The sequence below is a fragment of the Adlercreutzia sp. CNCM I-6215 genome (assembly GCF_977072315.1).
In genome coordinates this window covers 1-15,645 of record NZ_CDRVMA010000010.1, presented here as the reverse complement: position 1 = coordinate 15,645, position 15,645 = coordinate 1, and the positions used below count along the sequence as shown (strand labels likewise).

The following is a 15,645-nucleotide window of genomic DNA, read 5'->3' as shown; positions in this document are numbered from 1 at the left end:
AGGGAAGAAAACAAGAGGAAAGGAATCTCACCCATGCTTAACAACTTCGTAGGAAAGGACATCATCAACATCGGCGACATGACCCCCGACCAGTTCCAGTACCTGCTGGATCTGTCCAAGATGCTGAAGGCCGAGAAGATGACCGGCGTCGATCACGCCCGCTTCCACAACAAGAACGTGGTGGCCCACTTCGAGTGGGAGTCGACCCGCACCCGCTGCGCCTTCGAGACCTCCTGCCATGACCTGGGCCTGGGCTTCACCTACCTGTCCAACTCGCACTTCGGCAACAAGGAGACGGTGAAGGACTCCATCCGCGTGTTCAGCGAGATGTACGACGCCATCGTGCTGCGCGCCCAGCGCGAGGAGGCCTACGTGCGCGAGGTGGCCGACATCGCCACCATTCCAGTCATCAACGCCTGCTGCGAGGGCGACCATCCCACCCAGATGCTGGCCGACGCCCTCACCATGCAGGAGCTTTTGGGCAACCTGAAGGGCCGCAAGCTGGCCTTCGTGGGCAACTGCGCCACCACCGCCATGTGGTACGGCCGCCTGTGCGCGCTTCTGGGCATGGACTTCTACGCCGTGGGCCCCGACGACGAGCGCTACCAGCTGTGCGACTCCTTCAAGGAGAACATCGAGGACCTGTTCAACAAGTGGGCACCGAACAACGAGATCGTGCTCACCTCCGACAAGGAGAAGCTGAAGGGCATGGACGTGGTGACCACCGAGTGCTGGATCTACCAGAACCCCGACGTGCACGACGAGGACCTGGCCGCCACCGGCGACTGGACGAGCTTGGAGTACTCTTACGACGCGTGGCTGCGCCACTCCGACATCATGGAGCCCTACCGCGTGACGAGCGACCTGATGGAAGATTACGTGAAGAACCCCGACTGCCTGGTCATGCATATGCTGCCGGCCTACCACAACGCCGACATGAAGCTGATGCAGAAGTTCCTGGCCGAGGCCAAGAACGAGCGCGACCGCCGCATCCTCACCGAGGGCATCTGCATCTCCGACGAGTGCTTCGAGAAGCACGCCAGCGAGATCTTCCGCGAGGCCGGCAACCGCCAGCCCACCATCAAGGCCTGCCTGGCCGCTGTTCTGGGCATCTAGTCGTCGACTCACCACGGGCGGGCGGCCTGCGCGGCTGCCCGCCGTTCCCGTAAGGAGAAAACATGTCTACTGAAGTAGCAAAGAAAAGCGGAAGCGGCTACGCCTGGCTCGTCATGGTCGGCTTTGGCATGGTCATGTGCGCCACTATCGGCGCCATCACCGTCATGGGCGGCCTGTTCTACTATCCGGTGTGCGAGGAGCTGGGCTTCGATCTGTCATCGTTCACCCTGTACGTGACGCTGTCCATGGTGTTCATGGCGCTGGGCATGCCCATCTGCGGCAAGATCATGGCATCGGGCAAAATCAAGCTGTCGGTGCTCATGACCGTGGCCGTGCTGCTGGAGCTCGTTCCCTTCGCCTGCATGTCCATGTTCACCGAGATGTGGATGTGGTTTGTGGCGGCTGTGCCCATCGGCTTCGGCCTGTCGGCCACCAGCACCGTGACCGCTGCGCCCACCCTGGGCAACTGGTTCCACAAGAAGACCGGTTTCGCCATTGGCATGATCTTCACCATCCAGAGTATCTTTGTGGCGGTGGCGAGCCCCATTTTCAGCAACATGATCGAGATGCTCGGTTGGCGCATGAGCTACGTGGTGCTGGCCATCATCGCCGCGGTCATGGCCCTGCCCTTCACCATCTTCGTCATTCGCTATCGTCCCGAGGACAAGGGCATGCTGCCCTACGGCTACGACCCGAACGCCGTTGAGGAAGAGGGTGGCGCGGTCGCCGAGACCGGCGTGCCCTACAAACTGGCCCTGCGCTCGGTGCCCTTCGTGATGGCCGTCCTCGTGGTCATGATGTCCATGACCATCTCGAACATGAACGTGGTGTTCCCCACCTATGCCGAGGTAGTTGGCCTTGGCGCCATTGTGGGCGGCTTCATGGTGACGGCGGCAAGCCTTGCCGATATCGCTCTCAATCCCATCCTGGGCACCACGGCCGACAAGTTCGGCCCCACCAAGTCGTTCATCGGCTGGACCGTGGTCACCATGGTGTCGTTCGTCATCCTGTACTTCAGCGTGAACAGCCCCATTCTGGCCATCGTGGGCGCGGGCATCAACGATGTCATGTACGCGCTCTGCGGCGTGGGCCTAGCCACCTTCACCATGGCCTGGTTCGGCAAGAAGGACTATGAGCGCATCTTCTCCACGGTCATGATGTTCGGCTATCTTGTTGCCAGCCTGGGCGTGCCCATCATGATGAAGATCTACGAGGTTACCGGTGCCTTCGAGAACGTGTTCGTCTTCGGGTTCATCGTCTGCGCCATCATCATCGTATGCCTGCTGGTGGGCGAGAAGCAGTCCGCGAAGCTGCCCCAGGAAACCGTCGAGGTTGCCGCCGAGGCCGCCCCGCAGGAGTAAGCCCCAAAGCCACCTGCCCTTGTGCCGGGCAGGTGGCTTTTCGCGTTTTCCGATTCTCGAGAAAAGGAGAGGATGAGGGGAATGACCTATCGCTACCATCCCGAGCTCCAGGAGCTCGTAGACGACCCCGCGGGCTTCCCGCCTGCGGAGAAGTTCGTGGGAACCCTTGAGGAAATGCGCGCGTTCGCCGACCCCCTCTACGCCGAGATGCGGGACTTGCCGCTGGCGGAGGGGGTCGTGGCGCGTGATGTGGAGATTGAGACGGCCGACGGCTATCCCATGCGGGCCCGCTGGTACCGGAAGGAGGGGTCGGATGCGCGCTCGGCGGTGATGTACGTCCACGGGGGCGGCATGATCCTCATGGGCATCGACGAGATGGACGCGGATATCTCGCGCTATGTGGCCCTAAGCGGCGTGCCGTTTCTGTCCATCGGCTACCGCCTGGCGCCCGAGCATCCGCGCCCCCAGGCCGAGGATGCCCTCGACGGGTACCTGTGGCTCATCGGCCATGCGGACGAGCTGGGCATCGATGCGCACCGCGTTGCCATCATGGGCGACAGCGGCGGCGCGGGCATTGCGGCGGGGGCCGCTATCCTCGCGCGCGACAGAGGCGTGCCGCTGGCCAAGCAGATTCTCATCTACCCCATGCTGGACGACCGAACCGTGGCCTGCGACGATGAGCTCGACGGCCTTGCACACGTGTGGTTCGCGGAGAACAACAAGATGGCCTGGGAGGCCGTGCTGGGCGAGCGCCGGGGAACCGATGAAGTGCTGCCCTGCGAGGCCCCGGCGCGCAACGAGAGCTTCGAGGGCCTGGCGCCGGCTTTCCTGGAGGTGGGCGAGCTCGACCTGTTCCGCGACGAAACCATCGAGTACGCGAAGCGCCTGATGGCGGCTCACGTTCCCGCCGAGCTCCATGTGCTCACGGGCCTCACGCACACCTTCGACACGTTCCCGCTGCCCATTGCCGACAAGGCCTTCGAGTACCGGTCCTATGTAATCTCGCAGCTGTGAGAGATCGACTTTGGAAACGAATCTTCGAGCTTAGAAACGGAGTTGGATGCAATGACATCTGCGAAAACCGTTGAACAGGGGAATAAGCCCCACTATGCATGGCTTGTGATGATTGCCTATGGTCTGATGATGAGCGGCACCATCGGCTCGTTCTCGGTGGTGGGCGCGCAGTGGTTCTATCCTGTCAGCACGGACATCGGCTGCGAACTCTCTACCCTGACGCTCTATACCACCATAGAAATGGTGTGCATGGGCCTGGCCATGCCCCTGGTGGGCAATTTGCTCACGCGCGTGAAACTGCCGGTCATCCTGATCGCGGCCGTGGCCATGGAGGTGCTGGCCACTGTGGCCATGGCCTTCTACGATGAGCCCTGGATGTGGTATGTCTCCGGTGTGTTCGTCGGTCTCGGGCTGGCGGCCACCAGCACCGTTACCGTCACGCCCACCATGGGTAATTGGTTCGCGAAGAAGACCGGCTTCGCCATCGGCGTGGTGTGGGCCATCCAGGCGCTGTACTGCGCCGTGGCAAGCCCTTTGTTCGCCACCATTATCGAGGCCATTGGCTGGCGCTCCTCATATTTCGTGCTCGCCGCGGCATCCGCATGCCTGGCGCTGCCTGCCATCGTCTTCGTTATCCGCTATCGCCCTGAAGATAAGGGGCTTCTGCCTTACGGGTACGAGGAAGCGGCTGGGCGCGCTAAAACCCTGGCTCCCAGCACCGCGCCCGGCGTGCCGGCAGCCGCAGCGTTCCGCAGCGTGCCGTTCCTCCTCTGCGTGGGCGTGGTGATGCTGTGCCAAGGGACGGCCTGTATGAACGCCATTTTTCCAACCTACGCCGAAGTGGTGGGACTTGGCGCGGTGGTGGGCGGACTGATGGTGTCCTCGGCGAGCCTCTGCGACATTGTCTTTAACCCCCTGGCGGGTGCCACCAGCGATAAATTCGGCTCGACGCGCGCCATGGTGCTGTGGACGGGCATCACCATGGTGTCATTCGTGGTGCTGTACTTCAGCAGCGAGTCGGTGGTAGGCTCGTGCGTAGGCGCTGGTTTGAACGACGCCATGTACGCCATCACCGGCGTGGGCTATTCCACCTTCGCGCTCTCCATCTTCGGCATGAGGGACTTCGAGAAGATCTTCTCGCGCATCACCAGCTGCGGCTACCTGGTTGCTAGCCTGGGCATTCCGCTGATGATGTCCATCTACGAGGCCACCGGCGTGTTCCAGAATGTGTTCGTGTTCGGCTTCATCGTCGATATCGTCATCATCGCCCTGGTCATCCTCGCGAAGAAAAGCAGCCGCACCCTGCGCTGGTTGAGCGAGTAGCCGTCGACCATCTTTTCGTGTAGGGGTGCGCGCCTGGGTTCCCTGTTGTCTCATCTGGGCGCGCCGCCCCCTTGTTTTATCTGCCAAGGTGCGCCTCCCGCTTGCATCGAGGGGCGCACCTGTGCTAGCATACCCAATTGCCGACAAGGCGGCCGCGCGAGGCAGCGCGAACAATACCTGGCGGCTCCGGTTGATCTCCGAGAGCTGCGCGGCTCGACCGCAGGCCTGACAAGCAGGTCATTTTCAAAGCCAAATCCGCTTTTTGGTTTTTTACGCCCTTGTGCGATTTTTTCTTCAAATCCTCTTGCCTTTTTGATACTATCTTGCGTTGCTGCTTTATCAGTCCGTTTTGGAGGAGCAACTTTTGGCTAAGGAAGATGTAATCGAACTCGAGGGCACGGTGCTCGAAGCCCTGCCCAACGCGATGTTCAAGGTGGAGCTCGAGAATGGCCACACCATCCTCGCCCACATTTCCGGCAAGATGCGCATGCACTACATCAAGATCCTGCCCGGCGACCGCGTGACCGTGGAGCTGTCGGTGTACGACTTGAACCGCGGCCGCATCACCTACCGCTTCAAGTAATCCCCTTAGGGCCTGCATAGGGCGCCCCCGCGCGAAGACCCGGATCCTTCGCGCGCGGTCACAGCTGAGAAAACACTCGCCAGCGGCTGGGCGTGCACGTATAGAACGATCCGCATACCGAAAGGAAACGACATGAAGGTACGTCCCTCGGTCAAGAAGATGTGCGACAAGTGCAAGATCATCCGACGCCATGGCAAGATCCTCGTCATCTGCGAGAATCCGCGCCATAAGCAGCGTCAGGGCTAGGAAGAAAGGACTTTAGAACAACATGGCACGTCTCGTTGGTGTCGATCTTCCCCGCAATAAGCGCATTGAGATCGCCTTGACCTACATTTACGGCATTGGCCTCACTACGGCCAAAGAGATCATCGCCGCTACCGGCGTCGATCCCGACATTCGCGTGAAGGACCTTTCCGAGGAAGACCTCGCGAAGCTGCGCGACTACATCCAGCAGAACCTCAAGGTCGAAGGTGACCTGCATCGCGAGGTTTCTCAGAACGTGAAGCGCCTGATGGAGATCGGCTGCTATCGCGGTCTGCGTCATCGTCGCGGCCTGCCCGTTCGCGGCCAGCGCACGCACACGAATGCCCGTACCCGCAAGGGTCCGCGCAAGCAAATCGGCGGCAAGAAGAAGTAGTGAGGTAAGCAAACCGTGGCTAAGAAGCAAGTACGTACTACGCGCATCAAGCGCTCTGAGCGTAAGAACATTGCCGTGGGCGCCGCTCACATCAAGTCTACGTTCAACAACACCATTGTCTCCATCACCGATCCCCAGGGCAACGTGATCTCCTGGCAGTCCGCGGGCACCGTGGGCTTCAAGGGCTCCCGCAAGTCCACGCCGTTCGCCGCGCAGATGGCCGCCGAGGCCGCCGCGAAGACGGCCATGGAGCACGGGCTGAAGAAGGTTGCCGTCTACGTGAAGGGCCCGGGTTCCGGTCGCGAGACCGCCATCCGCTCCCTGCAGGCTGCCGGCCTCGAAGTGGCCAGCATCCAGGACTGCACCCCCATCCCGCACAACGGCTGCCGCCCCAAGAAGCGTCGCCGCGTGTAACTGAAAGGATCGTACATTATGGCAATCAACAGAACTCCGGTTCTCAAGCGCTGCCGTCAGCTGGGCATCGATCCTGTGGTGCTCGGTTACTCCAGCAAGAAGGAATCCATCCGCCAGCCCAAGCGTCGCCGCAAGGAGAGCGAGTACGCTATGCAGCTGCGTGAGAAGCAGAAGGCCAAGTTCATCTACGGCGTGCTCGAGAAGCAGTTCCGTGGGTACTTCAAGCGCGCCAAGTCCATGGAGGGTCAGACCGGTGAGAACCTGATGACCATCCTGGAGACCCGTCTCGACAACGTGGTCTTCCGCCTGGGCTTCGCCCGCACCCGCAAGGAAGCCCGCCAGATGGTGACCCACGGCCACATCTGCGTGAACGGCCGCCGCGTAGACATCCCGTCCTTCCGCGTGCGTCCCGGCGAGCTCGTCTCGGTGGCCCCCAAGGCCAAGGAGCTTCTCGTGGTGAAGAGCGCTCTGGTCTCCAACGAGCGCGTTCAGGTCCCGGCATGGCTGGAGATCGACATCGAGAAGCTGCAGGGCAGCGTGCTGTCCCTCCCGACGCGCGACCAGATTGATCTGGACATCAACGAGCAGCTCATCGTCGAACTGTACTCGAAATAATCGCGACTTTTTTAGGAGGCTACCCATACATGACAGAGTTCATGAGGCCTACCGTTACCACGGAGGAAGTCAACGACACCGTTGCCCGCTACATCGTCGAGCCGCTCGAGCGCGGCTACGGCAACACGCTGGGCAACTCCATGCGTCGCGTGCTGCTCTCCTCGCTGGACGGGGCTAAGGCCACCGCCATCCAGATCGAGGGCGTCCAGCACGAGTTCACTACCGCGGAAGGCGTCATCGAGGACATCGCCGACATCGTGCTGAACGTGAAGGGCCTGGTGTTCTCCCAGGTATCTGACGAGGCCGACGAGGCGACCGCCCACGTGTTCGCCGAGGGCCCCTGCACGGTGACCGGCGCCGATCTGGAGGTGCCGGGCCAGTTCAACCTGGTGAACCCCGATCACGTCATCGCCACGGTTGCCGACGGCGGCCAGCTGGACATGACCATCCGCATCGGTGTCGGCCGCGGATACGTGTCCGCCGAGCGCAACAAGCGCACGGAGGATCCCATCGGCATCATCCATGTGGACTCGCTGTTCTCGCCGGTGCGCCGTTGCACGATGAACGTGACGGACACCCGCGTGGGCCAGCGCACCGACTACGACAAGCTGGTTCTTGAAGTTGAGACCGACGGATCGCTCGCCCCCACGGAGGCAGTGTGCCGCGCGGCCAACATCATCAACCAGTACATGGGCGCGTTTTTGGCTTTGGCTTCCACCGGCGAGGAGGAAGAGGGCGAGGCTCCCTCCATCTTCGCGCCGGAGGGTCAGGAGTCCAACGCCGAGCTTGACAAGCAGATCGAGGATCTGGACCTTTCCGTCCGCTCCTACAACTGCCTGAAGCGCGCGGGCATCCATTCCGTGCGCCAGCTCGTCGAGTTCTCCGAGAACGACCTGCTCAACATTCGGAACTTTGGTGCGAAGTCCATCGAGGAAGTGAAGGACAAGCTCATTTCCATGGACCTCAATTTGAAGCTTTAGGAGACAAAGAGTTATGAGACACAACAAGAAGGGTCGCAAGCTCGGCACCGACTATAGCCACACTAAGGCTATGAAGCGCAGCTTGGTTTCCGCCCTGTTCCTGAACGACCGCATCAAGACGGTGGAGTCCCGTGCCAAGGAGATCCGCCCGCAGGTCGACAAGGTGATCACCTGGGCTAAGCGCGGCGATCTGCATTCCCGCCGCCTGGCCATCGCCTACCTGAACGACAAGGAGCTCGTCCGCGAGATCTTCGAGAAGGTCGCCCAGGGCATGTTCCAGGATCGTCCCGGCGGCTACACCCGCATCATGAAGCTCGGGCCTCGCAAGGGCGACAACGCCCCCATGGTCATCATGGAGCTCGTGACCGAGCCCTGCGTGCCCAAGGCCGAGCGCAAGGCCGCTGCCGAGAAGAAGGCCGCTGCCAAGAAGGCTGCCCCGAAGAAGGTCGCCAAGAAGGCCGACAAGTCCGAGGAGCTCGCCGAGGATCTGGGCTTCGAGGCCGACGGCACCGTCGAGCAGATCGAGGCTGTAGACGCCGCCGAGGCCGTTGCCGAGAACGGCGCCGAGATGACCGATGCCGAGAAGGTCGAGGCCGTCGAGGAGAAGAAGGCCGAAGAGGCCGAGGCGTTCCGCGAGACCGAGGAGACCGCCGGTGATCCCGCCGAGGCCGCCAAGGAGGAAGCCGAGAAGGCCGAGGCCGAGGCTGCCAAGGAGGTCGAGACCTCCGAGGTGGAGAAGGCTGAGGAAGAGAAGGCCGACGTCAAGAGCGAGTAATCGTTCGACTGGGAACTTCGGGTGCGCCGCGCGCCCGCCAGCCGCAAAAGCGGAGCGTGGAAGCATCGTTCTATACCGGAGAAGCCGCCCTCGGGCGGCTTCTCTGCGTTTCCTCCCGTAGGGGGCGACCTCGGTCGCCCCTTGCCGTAAGCGCGGTATGACTTGCGGCGCGGGTCTCATGACGGCAAGGCAACGTGCGTCCAACCTCTGAATTACCATCGGCCCGCTCAAGTTTACCTTGCTGCTGAGGCCCATAGAATACTCCTTGCAAGGGCAACCGATCTTGCTCCTGCAGTGTAAGTTCATGGGTATCGCACCGATTGAAAGGAGCCGGATCATGGCTGACAAGGATACGCTGATGGAGGAGTTCGTTGCGACCGAGGCCGCCAAGAACGAAGATGCCGCCAAGGATCTCGAGCGCGTCGAGCAGCAGGTTGTGGCCGAGGCCACCATGTCCACCGAGTACGATGACGCGCTGGGCAACGAGCAGGCTGCCGCCGAGGATGCGGAGACTGCCTTCGAGTTCGAGCAGGCCGAGATTGCGGCCGAGCAATCGCTCTAACATCTGCATGCGGGCCGTGCGGCTCGCCGATTCGAGGCCGGTTCGCTAACTCGCCGGCTTCATGATGACTCCACCAAGCCTGGGCTCTTCCTTAACAGGAGCCCGCGGGATGGCTTGACGGAATTGAAAGAAGGCGCCCCCTTGAGCATGGGGGCGCCTTCTTTTGCGCCTCTGCACAAAACACGAGCGCTCACCGGTGTCTGGCCGATGGGGGAGGGATGGCGTCCGTGACGATGGGGGCTCTGTGGGATACTGGCGACATGGAAAAAGCCTCGATATATTCTGTCGCATCCGAGAAGGGGGACGCCGGTGCTGCTCGCGCAGACGCTGCGAAACGCGCAGGCGGTGCGAGATGCGGCGCCGGCGAAGCTCGCCGTGCCGCGCGCATCGGTGCGAAAGGGACACTGCGCACCGTGGACGCCCGTGTGAAGATCGGGCTGCTCGTGGCCTATTCCGTGGCGCTTTTCTGCACGGAAAACCTTCTGGGTCTGGGTGTGGCGGCTGCGCTGCTGGCGGCCGTGGCCTCCGTCGGGGACGTCCCCGTTGCCCGTCTGCTGCGCGAAGGGGCCTTCGCCTACCTCATTGTCGGCTTCCTGCTCGTCTACAATGTTACAGCCTCTGGGTGGCTTGCGGGAATCGCGGTGGCCCTCCGGCTGCTTCTGCTGGTATGGGCGAGTCTTTTGCTCACGGCGCTTTCCACGCCCGCAGAGCTTTCCGAGGGGCTGCGCCGCCTGTTCTCCCCTTTGGGTCGCTTGGGCCTGCCCGTACGCGACTTCGCGACGTCGCTTTCCATCGCTCTGCGGTTCATGCCGCTGCTTTCCGAGGAGCTGAGAGCCGTGAGAGCCGCCCAGGCCTCGCGGGGAGCTGCCTTCGAGGAGGCAGGGCTCGTGCGACGCCTGCGGGCCTACGGGGGGCTCATGGTGCCGGTGCTCGTAGGGCTCTTTCGCCGGGCCGATCGTCTGGCCGCAGCTATGGAGGCGCGATGCTACGGGGCCTCGGGAGAGCCGACCTCGCTTGTCGAGCGCCGTTTCTCCGCCGGCGACGGAGCGGTTCTTCTCGTCGGCGTTGCCGCCTGTGTCGCTTTCGCGCTCGTTCCCTAGGGGTTCGCAACGGGCTCGGCGTCGTCCTCGTTGGCTATCGGGACGTTGCGCGATCCCAGGATGCCGAGCGGTTCGTTCGTCTCCGGTCGCTTCTCGCGCTTTGCCCGTGCCGGCGCCAGCTCGCTTATCAGAATGGCCGCGAAGATGAGGACGAAGCCCGCGGCCATGCGCCCCGTAACCACCTCGCCGTAGAACAGCACGCTGGCCAGCACGCCGAAGACCGATTCCAACGACAGCAGAAGCGACCCTTGGGCCGGAGAGACGTGGGCGAGCCCCACATTCTGGAAGAGATAGCACAGCCCCGAGGCAAACACCACGAGGTAGAACAGGTTGAAGGCGAACTCCGGCGTGAGAGCCGCCAGGTTCGGCGCCGGCTCGGTGAGTGCACCGACCACGAGCCCCATGAGGCCACCGAAGAGGAACTGGTACACGGTGAGGGCGAGCACATTGAAGTGCTCGGAGTAGCGTGAGATAGCGATGATCTGCGCCGCGAAGAAAACGGCGCACAGAAGCGTCATGGCATCGCCGAACTCGAAGGAAAGGGAGCTGGTCGTGAGCGACACGAGCCCGATGCCGACGATGCACATTCCCGCAGCGCCCACGTTGGCGAGGGTGGGACGCTTGCCGGCGACGACCCACAGCATGAAGGGCACGATGACGCAGTAGGTGGCAGTGAGGAAAGCGTTCTTCCCCGGCGTGGTGTCGGCGAGTCCCACGGTTTGCACCCAGAACGCGAGGAAGGTCACGGCGGCGAGCACCAGTCCCGCCTTGAGGCACGGCCCGTTCAGCGTGCCGGCCAGCGAGCGGTGGAACACGGCGGCCATGAGAAGCCCCGTCAGGAAGAAGCGCACGCCGATGAGCTGGGCCGGGGGCAGCACGTCCACGGCGTCCTTCATCACCACGAAGGCGAACCCCCAAATAATGGTGGCCGCCAACAGCATGAGCTTGTACACGAAGCCCGGGATATGTCTCTTCTCAGTCACAGCCTGCCATTATAGTGCGGCCTTTCGCGTTTCGCCAGGTTACTGCCAGCCAACGGGGGCGCAACGGAATCCTGTTGACGGGCGTGGGTGTGCACGGTGGCCGCATGATGGTGGGTAAGCGTTAAACCCGACCAGAGAGGACGTGCGCTATGTACTATTCCAGCGGCAACTACGAGGCCTTCGCTCATCCGCTTCCGCCCGAGGGCGTGGAAAACAAGCAGGCCTACATTGTCGGCAGCGGCCTGGCGGGACTTGCTGCGGCGTGCTTTCTTGTGCGCGACGGCCGAATGCCCGGCGAGAAGATCCACATTCTGGAGCGCGACCCGCGCGCCGGCGGCGGTTGCGATGGCTGGGAGTACCCGGGGCTCGGCTTCACCATGCGCGGCGGCCGCGAGATGGACAACCACTTCGAGGTGATGTGGGATCTGTTCCGCGACATCCCCTCCATCGAGGATCCGTCGGTATCGGTGCTCGACTACTACTATTGGCTGAACAAGCGCGACCCCAACTACTCGCTGTGCCGCGCCACGGTGGATCGCGGCCGGGACGCCCATACCGACAACAAGTTCAACCTGTCCGACAAGGCCTGCATGGAAATCATGAACCTGTTCTTCACCCCGGAGGAGGAGCTGCAGGACAAGGTCATCACCGAGTACTTCTCCGATGAGGTGCTGAACTCGAACTTCTGGCTGTACTGGCGCACGATGTTCGCCTTTGAGAATTGGCACTCGGCGCTGGAGATGAAGCGCTACGTCACCCGCTTCGTGCACCATTTGGGCGGCCTGCCCGATTTCTCGGCCCTGCGCTTCACCCGGTACAACCAGTACGAGTCCATGATCCTGCCCATGGTGAACTACCTTGAGGCCCACGGCGTCGACTTCCAGTTCAACACCCACGTGACCGACGTGCGCTTCAGCTGCGACGACGCCAAAGACGACAACCGCAAGCTGGCCACGGAAATTCGACTGGTGCGCGAGAACAACCCGGCGGCCATCGATGCCGCCGAGGGGCTGCCCGAAGACGGCAAGACGGCTCCCGTCGCCGATACGGGCCGCGAGGAGACCATTCCGCTCACGGAAAACGACCTCGTCTTCATCACGCCCGGCAGCCTGGTGGCCCATTCCTCCTTCGGCAGCCAGGACAAGCCAGCCCGCTTCGCACCCGAGCTCACCCCTGGTGACGGCTGGGATCTGTGGAAGAAGATCGCGGCCCAGTCGCCGGAGTTCGGCCGTCCCGAGAAGTTCTGCGGCGACCCGGAGAAGAGCAACTGGGAAAGCGCCACGGTGACCACGCTGGACGAGAAGATCCTGCCCTACATCGAGGCCATCTGCAAGCGCGACCCGCTTTCCGGCGGCGTTGTCACGGGCGGCATCGTGTCGGTGAAGGACTCCAGCTGGCTGCTCTCCTGGACCATCAACCGCCAGCCGCAGTTCCGCGCCCAGCCCGAGGGGCAGGTGTGCGTGTGGCTCTACGGCCTGTTCACCGACGTGCCCGGCGACTACGTGAAGAAGCCCATGCGCGATTGCACCGGCAAGGAAATCTGCGAGGAGTGGCTGTACCACCTGGGCGTGCCCGAGGAGCAAATCGAGGAGCTGGCCGAGCATTCCGCGAACACTGTGCCCTGCATGATGCCCTACATCACGGCCTTCTTCATGCCCCGCGCCGATGGCGACCGTCCGCTCGTCGTGCCTGAGGGCGCCGTGAACTTCGCCTTCATTGGGCAGTTCGCCGAGACGCCGCGCGACACTATTTTCACCACTGAGTACTCCATGCGCACTGGCATGGAGGCGGTATATACGCTACTCGACATCGACCGCGGCGTGCCTGAGGTGTGGGGCAGCGTATTCGACCTGCGCGTGCTGCTGAACGCGACGGTGCTTCTGCGCGACGGCAAGCCTGCAACGGACATGAACATGAACGTGCTGGAGAAGCTGCTGCTGTCGCGCGGCCTGAAGGAGATCGAGCACACCGACATCTACGGTCTTCTGAAGGAGTTCGGCGTCATTCCGACCACCGACGAGAACCGCGATGTGCCCGTGCCCGCTACGGGTGCCGTGTGGCCGGGCATCCACTAGGTTCGGAAAACAGCGGCCCAGCCTGTTTTATGCGCCCCGTGCGGAATGAGTCCGCGCGGGGCGCTTGCGCGTGCGTCGTTCGTGCTATGATGGTGAACGCTGATTAGAAGCATCAACCAACCTTCAAGGAGGCACTACATGAGCGTCATCATCGATGTGTACGGGCGCGAGGTTCTCGACTCTCGCGGCAACCCCACCGTCGAAGTGGAAGTTGTGCTGGAAGACGGCGCCTTCGGCCGCGCGGCGGTTCCCTCGGGCGCTTCCACGGGCGCTTTCGAGGCCGTGGAGCTGCGCGACTGCGACAAGAGCCGTTATCTGGGCAAGGGCACGCTGGATGCCGTGGCCCATGTGAACAACGAGATCGCCGACATGCTCATCGGCCTTGAGGCCGAGGATCAGCGCATGGTGGATGCCGCCATGATCGAGGCCGACGGCACGGAGAACAAGGGGGCCTTCGGCGCCAACGCCATCCTGGGCGCGTCTTTGGCCGTGGCCAAGGCCGCCGCGGAGGCTGCCGAGCTGCCGCTGTACAAGTACGTGGGCGGTGCGAACGCGCATCTTCTGCCGACGCCCATGATGAACATCCTGAACGGCGGTGTGCATGCCGACAACAACGTGGACTTCCAGGAGTTCATGATCATGCCCGTGGGCGCTCCCACCTTTGCCGAGGCCCTGCGCTGGTGCGCCGAGATCTACCACACCCTGAAGAAGGTGCTGCATGATGCGGGCCTTGGCGGCGGCGTGGGCGACGAGGGCGGATTCGCCCCCAACCTGAAGACCAACGAGGAGCCGCTGGCCTATATCGTGGAAGCTTGCGAGAAGGCCGGTTACAAGCCGGGTACCGACATCCTGTTCGCCATGGATCCGGCTTCCACGGAGTTCTACAACGCCGAGACCGGCAAGTACGTGCTGGCCGGCGAGGGCCGCGAGCTGACGAGCGACGAGATGGTGGACTACTGGGAGGCGCTCGTGAACAAGTACCCCATCGTCTCCATCGAGGACGGCATGGCCGAGGAGGACTGGGACGGCTGGAAGAAGCTGACCGACCGCATCGGCGACCGCGTGCAGCTGGTGGGCGACGACCTGTTCGTTACCAATTCCAAGCGCCTCGCCAAGGGCATCGAGCTGGGCTGCGCCAACGCCATTCTCATCAAGGTGAACCAGATCGGCTCGCTCACCGAGACGCTTGAGGCCATCGAGATGGCCAAGCAGGCCGGCTACGCCTGCGTCATGAGCCACCGCTCCGGCGAGACCGAGGACGTGACCATCGCTGATCTGTCCGTGGCGTGCAACACCGGCCAGATCAAGACCGGCGCCCCGTGCCGTTCCGACCGCGTGGCCAAGTACAACCAGCTCATCCGCATCGAGGAGCAGCTGGAGGGCCAGGCCCAGTACGCGGGCATGAAAGCCTTCTACAACATTAAGCGCTAGCGACGTGAGACCCGTCCCAAGGACGGGAACATGCAAACGGACGGAAGGCCACCCAGCGTGAGGGTGGCCTTCTTCGTTTTGCGACGGTTAATCAGGGTTGCTTTCGCCCGCTCCCGCTTGCTGCCCCGCTTTCGGTCGACGAAGGGGGCCGTTTCTGCACGAGATCGACGGTTATGAGCGTCTGAATTTCGCAATGGGGCCCGTGGCAGGAGGCCCTCTTTAGAAAACGCCTGATCAGCTCGCTGCGTTCAGGAAGCGCATTTCGAGAGTGCGATGCGAGGGGGGTGCGGACAGTTACTTGGACAGCGGCCTACGCCGCCAGCCCCAACCGTGTTAGCGCTACCGTAATAATCGCCGATTGGGCCCCCGCTTCCCGCCAATCGCGCCACCGCACAGGCGCCGATCGCGCTACCGGACTTTGGCCGGCGGCGCCCCCGGCGCCGCAAGGTGTAGGCTCCCGACGTCTCCGGACGGAAGGAGCCCCGATTGGAAAGGAACATCATGGGAGAGTTCGACATGTACAGGCAGGCGGGCACCACGCCCAACTTCACCGACATCGCCCGGCGCTACGGCATGAACCGGCACACGGTGGCCAAGTACTGGAAGGCCGGCGGCCAGGTGGAGGACGCGCGCAGGTGCCGCCCGAGCGGGCTGGACCGCCACAGGGAGGTCATAG

15 protein-coding genes and 2 pseudogenes are annotated in these 15,645 nt (G+C 62.8%); 16 read left to right on the top strand and 1 reads right to left on the bottom strand.

Annotated features, from left to right (window positions below):
- Nucleotides 1-33: 33 nt before the first annotated feature.
- The 13 genes and pseudogenes from ACW4LP_RS08470 to ACW4LP_RS08410 all read left to right on the top strand — a co-directional run bounded on the left by ACW4LP_RS08470 (nucleotide 34) and on the right by ACW4LP_RS08410 (nucleotide 10,480).
- Nucleotides 34-1,116 carry an ornithine carbamoyltransferase gene (locus ACW4LP_RS08470; protein WP_114549675.1) on the top strand — a complete coding sequence of 361 codons (1,083 nt, stop codon included), beginning with the start codon at nucleotides 34-36 and terminating at the stop codon, nucleotides 1,114-1,116.
- Between the two features lie 62 nt (nucleotides 1,117-1,178).
- Nucleotides 1,179-2,477: an MFS transporter gene (locus ACW4LP_RS08465; RefSeq protein ID WP_114539647.1), complete on the top strand. Its 1,299-nt coding sequence runs from the start codon at nucleotides 1,179-1,181 to the stop codon at nucleotides 2,475-2,477.
- Between the two features lie 81 nt (nucleotides 2,478-2,558).
- Entirely contained in the window at nucleotides 2,559-3,491 is a 933-nt protein-coding gene (locus ACW4LP_RS08460; RefSeq protein ID WP_181815615.1) for an alpha/beta hydrolase, read from the top strand.
- A gap of 51 nt (nucleotides 3,492-3,542) precedes the next feature.
- Complete coding sequence (locus ACW4LP_RS08455) at nucleotides 3,543-4,814, top strand: MFS transporter (RefSeq protein WP_114539649.1); 1,272 nt, start codon at nucleotides 3,543-3,545, stop codon at nucleotides 4,812-4,814.
- A 364-nt stretch (nucleotides 4,815-5,178) separates the two neighbouring features.
- Nucleotides 5,179-5,397: a translation initiation factor IF-1 gene (gene infA, locus ACW4LP_RS08450; protein ID WP_016309306.1), complete on the top strand. Its 219-nt coding sequence runs from the start codon at nucleotides 5,179-5,181 to the stop codon at nucleotides 5,395-5,397.
- 132 nt (nucleotides 5,398-5,529) lie between these two features.
- On the top strand, nucleotides 5,530-5,643 hold the full coding sequence (gene rpmJ / locus ACW4LP_RS08445) for a 50S ribosomal protein L36 (RefSeq protein ID WP_016309305.1): 114 nt from the start codon (nucleotides 5,530-5,532) through the stop codon (nucleotides 5,641-5,643).
- Nucleotides 5,644-5,665: 22 nt separating this feature from the next.
- Nucleotides 5,666-6,034, top strand: coding sequence for a 30S ribosomal protein S13 (rpsM, locus tag ACW4LP_RS08440; RefSeq protein ID WP_022740416.1), 369 nt, complete (start codon nucleotides 5,666-5,668; stop codon nucleotides 6,032-6,034).
- A gap of 15 nt (nucleotides 6,035-6,049) precedes the next feature.
- Nucleotides 6,050-6,448, top strand: a complete 399-nt coding sequence (gene rpsK / locus ACW4LP_RS08435; RefSeq protein ID WP_022740415.1) for a 30S ribosomal protein S11 — start codon at nucleotides 6,050-6,052, stop codon at nucleotides 6,446-6,448.
- Nucleotides 6,449-6,466: 18 nt separating this feature from the next.
- Nucleotides 6,467-7,063: a 30S ribosomal protein S4 gene (gene rpsD, locus ACW4LP_RS08430; RefSeq protein WP_022740414.1), complete on the top strand. Its 597-nt coding sequence runs from the start codon at nucleotides 6,467-6,469 to the stop codon at nucleotides 7,061-7,063.
- A 29-nt stretch (nucleotides 7,064-7,092) separates the two neighbouring features.
- Entirely contained in the window at nucleotides 7,093-8,043 is a 951-nt protein-coding gene (locus ACW4LP_RS08425; RefSeq protein WP_022740413.1) for a DNA-directed RNA polymerase subunit alpha, read from the top strand.
- Between the two features lie 13 nt (nucleotides 8,044-8,056).
- Nucleotides 8,057-8,491 (top strand): annotated as a pseudogene (rplQ, locus tag ACW4LP_RS08420) (50S ribosomal protein L17); the annotation flags it as partial.
- A gap of 664 nt (nucleotides 8,492-9,155) precedes the next feature.
- Entirely contained in the window at nucleotides 9,156-9,380 is a 225-nt protein-coding gene (locus ACW4LP_RS08415; protein WP_114549710.1) for a hypothetical protein, read from the top strand.
- A gap of 218 nt (nucleotides 9,381-9,598) precedes the next feature.
- On the top strand, nucleotides 9,599-10,480 hold the full coding sequence (locus ACW4LP_RS08410; RefSeq protein ID WP_114549709.1) for an energy-coupling factor transporter transmembrane component T family protein: 882 nt from the start codon (nucleotides 9,599-9,601) through the stop codon (nucleotides 10,478-10,480).
- Here the strand turns inward: ACW4LP_RS08410 and ACW4LP_RS08405 are convergent.
- Nucleotides 10,477-11,463 (bottom strand): DMT family transporter, encoded by a 987-nt coding sequence (locus ACW4LP_RS08405; protein ID WP_147270689.1) that lies wholly within the window; start codon nucleotides 11,461-11,463, stop codon nucleotides 10,477-10,479. The genes ACW4LP_RS08410 and ACW4LP_RS08405 overlap by 4 nt on opposite strands.
- 149 nt (nucleotides 11,464-11,612) lie before the next feature.
- Here ACW4LP_RS08405 and ACW4LP_RS08400 point away from each other — a divergent pair, with 149 nt between their 5' ends.
- From ACW4LP_RS08400 to ACW4LP_RS08390, 3 genes and pseudogenes are all read left to right on the top strand, one after another.
- Entirely contained in the window at nucleotides 11,613-13,538 is a 1,926-nt protein-coding gene (locus ACW4LP_RS08400; protein WP_114549707.1) for an oleate hydratase, read from the top strand.
- 138 nt (nucleotides 13,539-13,676) lie between these two features.
- Nucleotides 13,677-14,969 carry a phosphopyruvate hydratase gene (gene eno / locus ACW4LP_RS08395; RefSeq protein WP_114549706.1) on the top strand — a complete coding sequence of 431 codons (1,293 nt, stop codon included), beginning with the start codon at nucleotides 13,677-13,679 and terminating at the stop codon, nucleotides 14,967-14,969.
- Between the two features lie 486 nt (nucleotides 14,970-15,455).
- Nucleotides 15,456-15,645, top strand: a pseudogene (locus tag ACW4LP_RS08390) (IS21 family transposase); the annotation flags it as partial.

Coding starts and splice junctions, on each gene's coding strand:
- rpsM (WP_022740416.1), top strand. CDS start 5,666: ATGGCACGTCTCGTTGGTGTCGATCTTCCCCGCAATAAGCGCATTGAG.
- rpsD (WP_022740414.1), top strand. CDS start 6,467: ATGGCAATCAACAGAACTCCGGTTCTCAAGCGCTGCCGTCAGCTGGGC.
- rpmJ (WP_016309305.1), top strand. CDS start 5,530: ATGAAGGTACGTCCCTCGGTCAAGAAGATGTGCGACAAGTGCAAGATC.
- ACW4LP_RS08465 (WP_114539647.1), top strand. CDS start 1,179: ATGTCTACTGAAGTAGCAAAGAAAAGCGGAAGCGGCTACGCCTGGCTC.
- ACW4LP_RS08460 (WP_181815615.1), top strand. CDS start 2,559: ATGACCTATCGCTACCATCCCGAGCTCCAGGAGCTCGTAGACGACCCC.
- ACW4LP_RS08410 (WP_114549709.1), top strand. CDS start 9,599: ATGGCGTCCGTGACGATGGGGGCTCTGTGGGATACTGGCGACATGGAA.
- eno (WP_114549706.1), top strand. CDS start 13,677: ATGAGCGTCATCATCGATGTGTACGGGCGCGAGGTTCTCGACTCTCGC.
- ACW4LP_RS08470 (WP_114549675.1), top strand. CDS start 34: ATGCTTAACAACTTCGTAGGAAAGGACATCATCAACATCGGCGACATG.
- ACW4LP_RS08400 (WP_114549707.1), top strand. CDS start 11,613: ATGTACTATTCCAGCGGCAACTACGAGGCCTTCGCTCATCCGCTTCCG.
- ACW4LP_RS08425 (WP_022740413.1), top strand. CDS start 7,093: ATGACAGAGTTCATGAGGCCTACCGTTACCACGGAGGAAGTCAACGAC.
- ACW4LP_RS08415 (WP_114549710.1), top strand. CDS start 9,156: ATGGCTGACAAGGATACGCTGATGGAGGAGTTCGTTGCGACCGAGGCC.
- ACW4LP_RS08455 (WP_114539649.1), top strand. CDS start 3,543: ATGACATCTGCGAAAACCGTTGAACAGGGGAATAAGCCCCACTATGCA.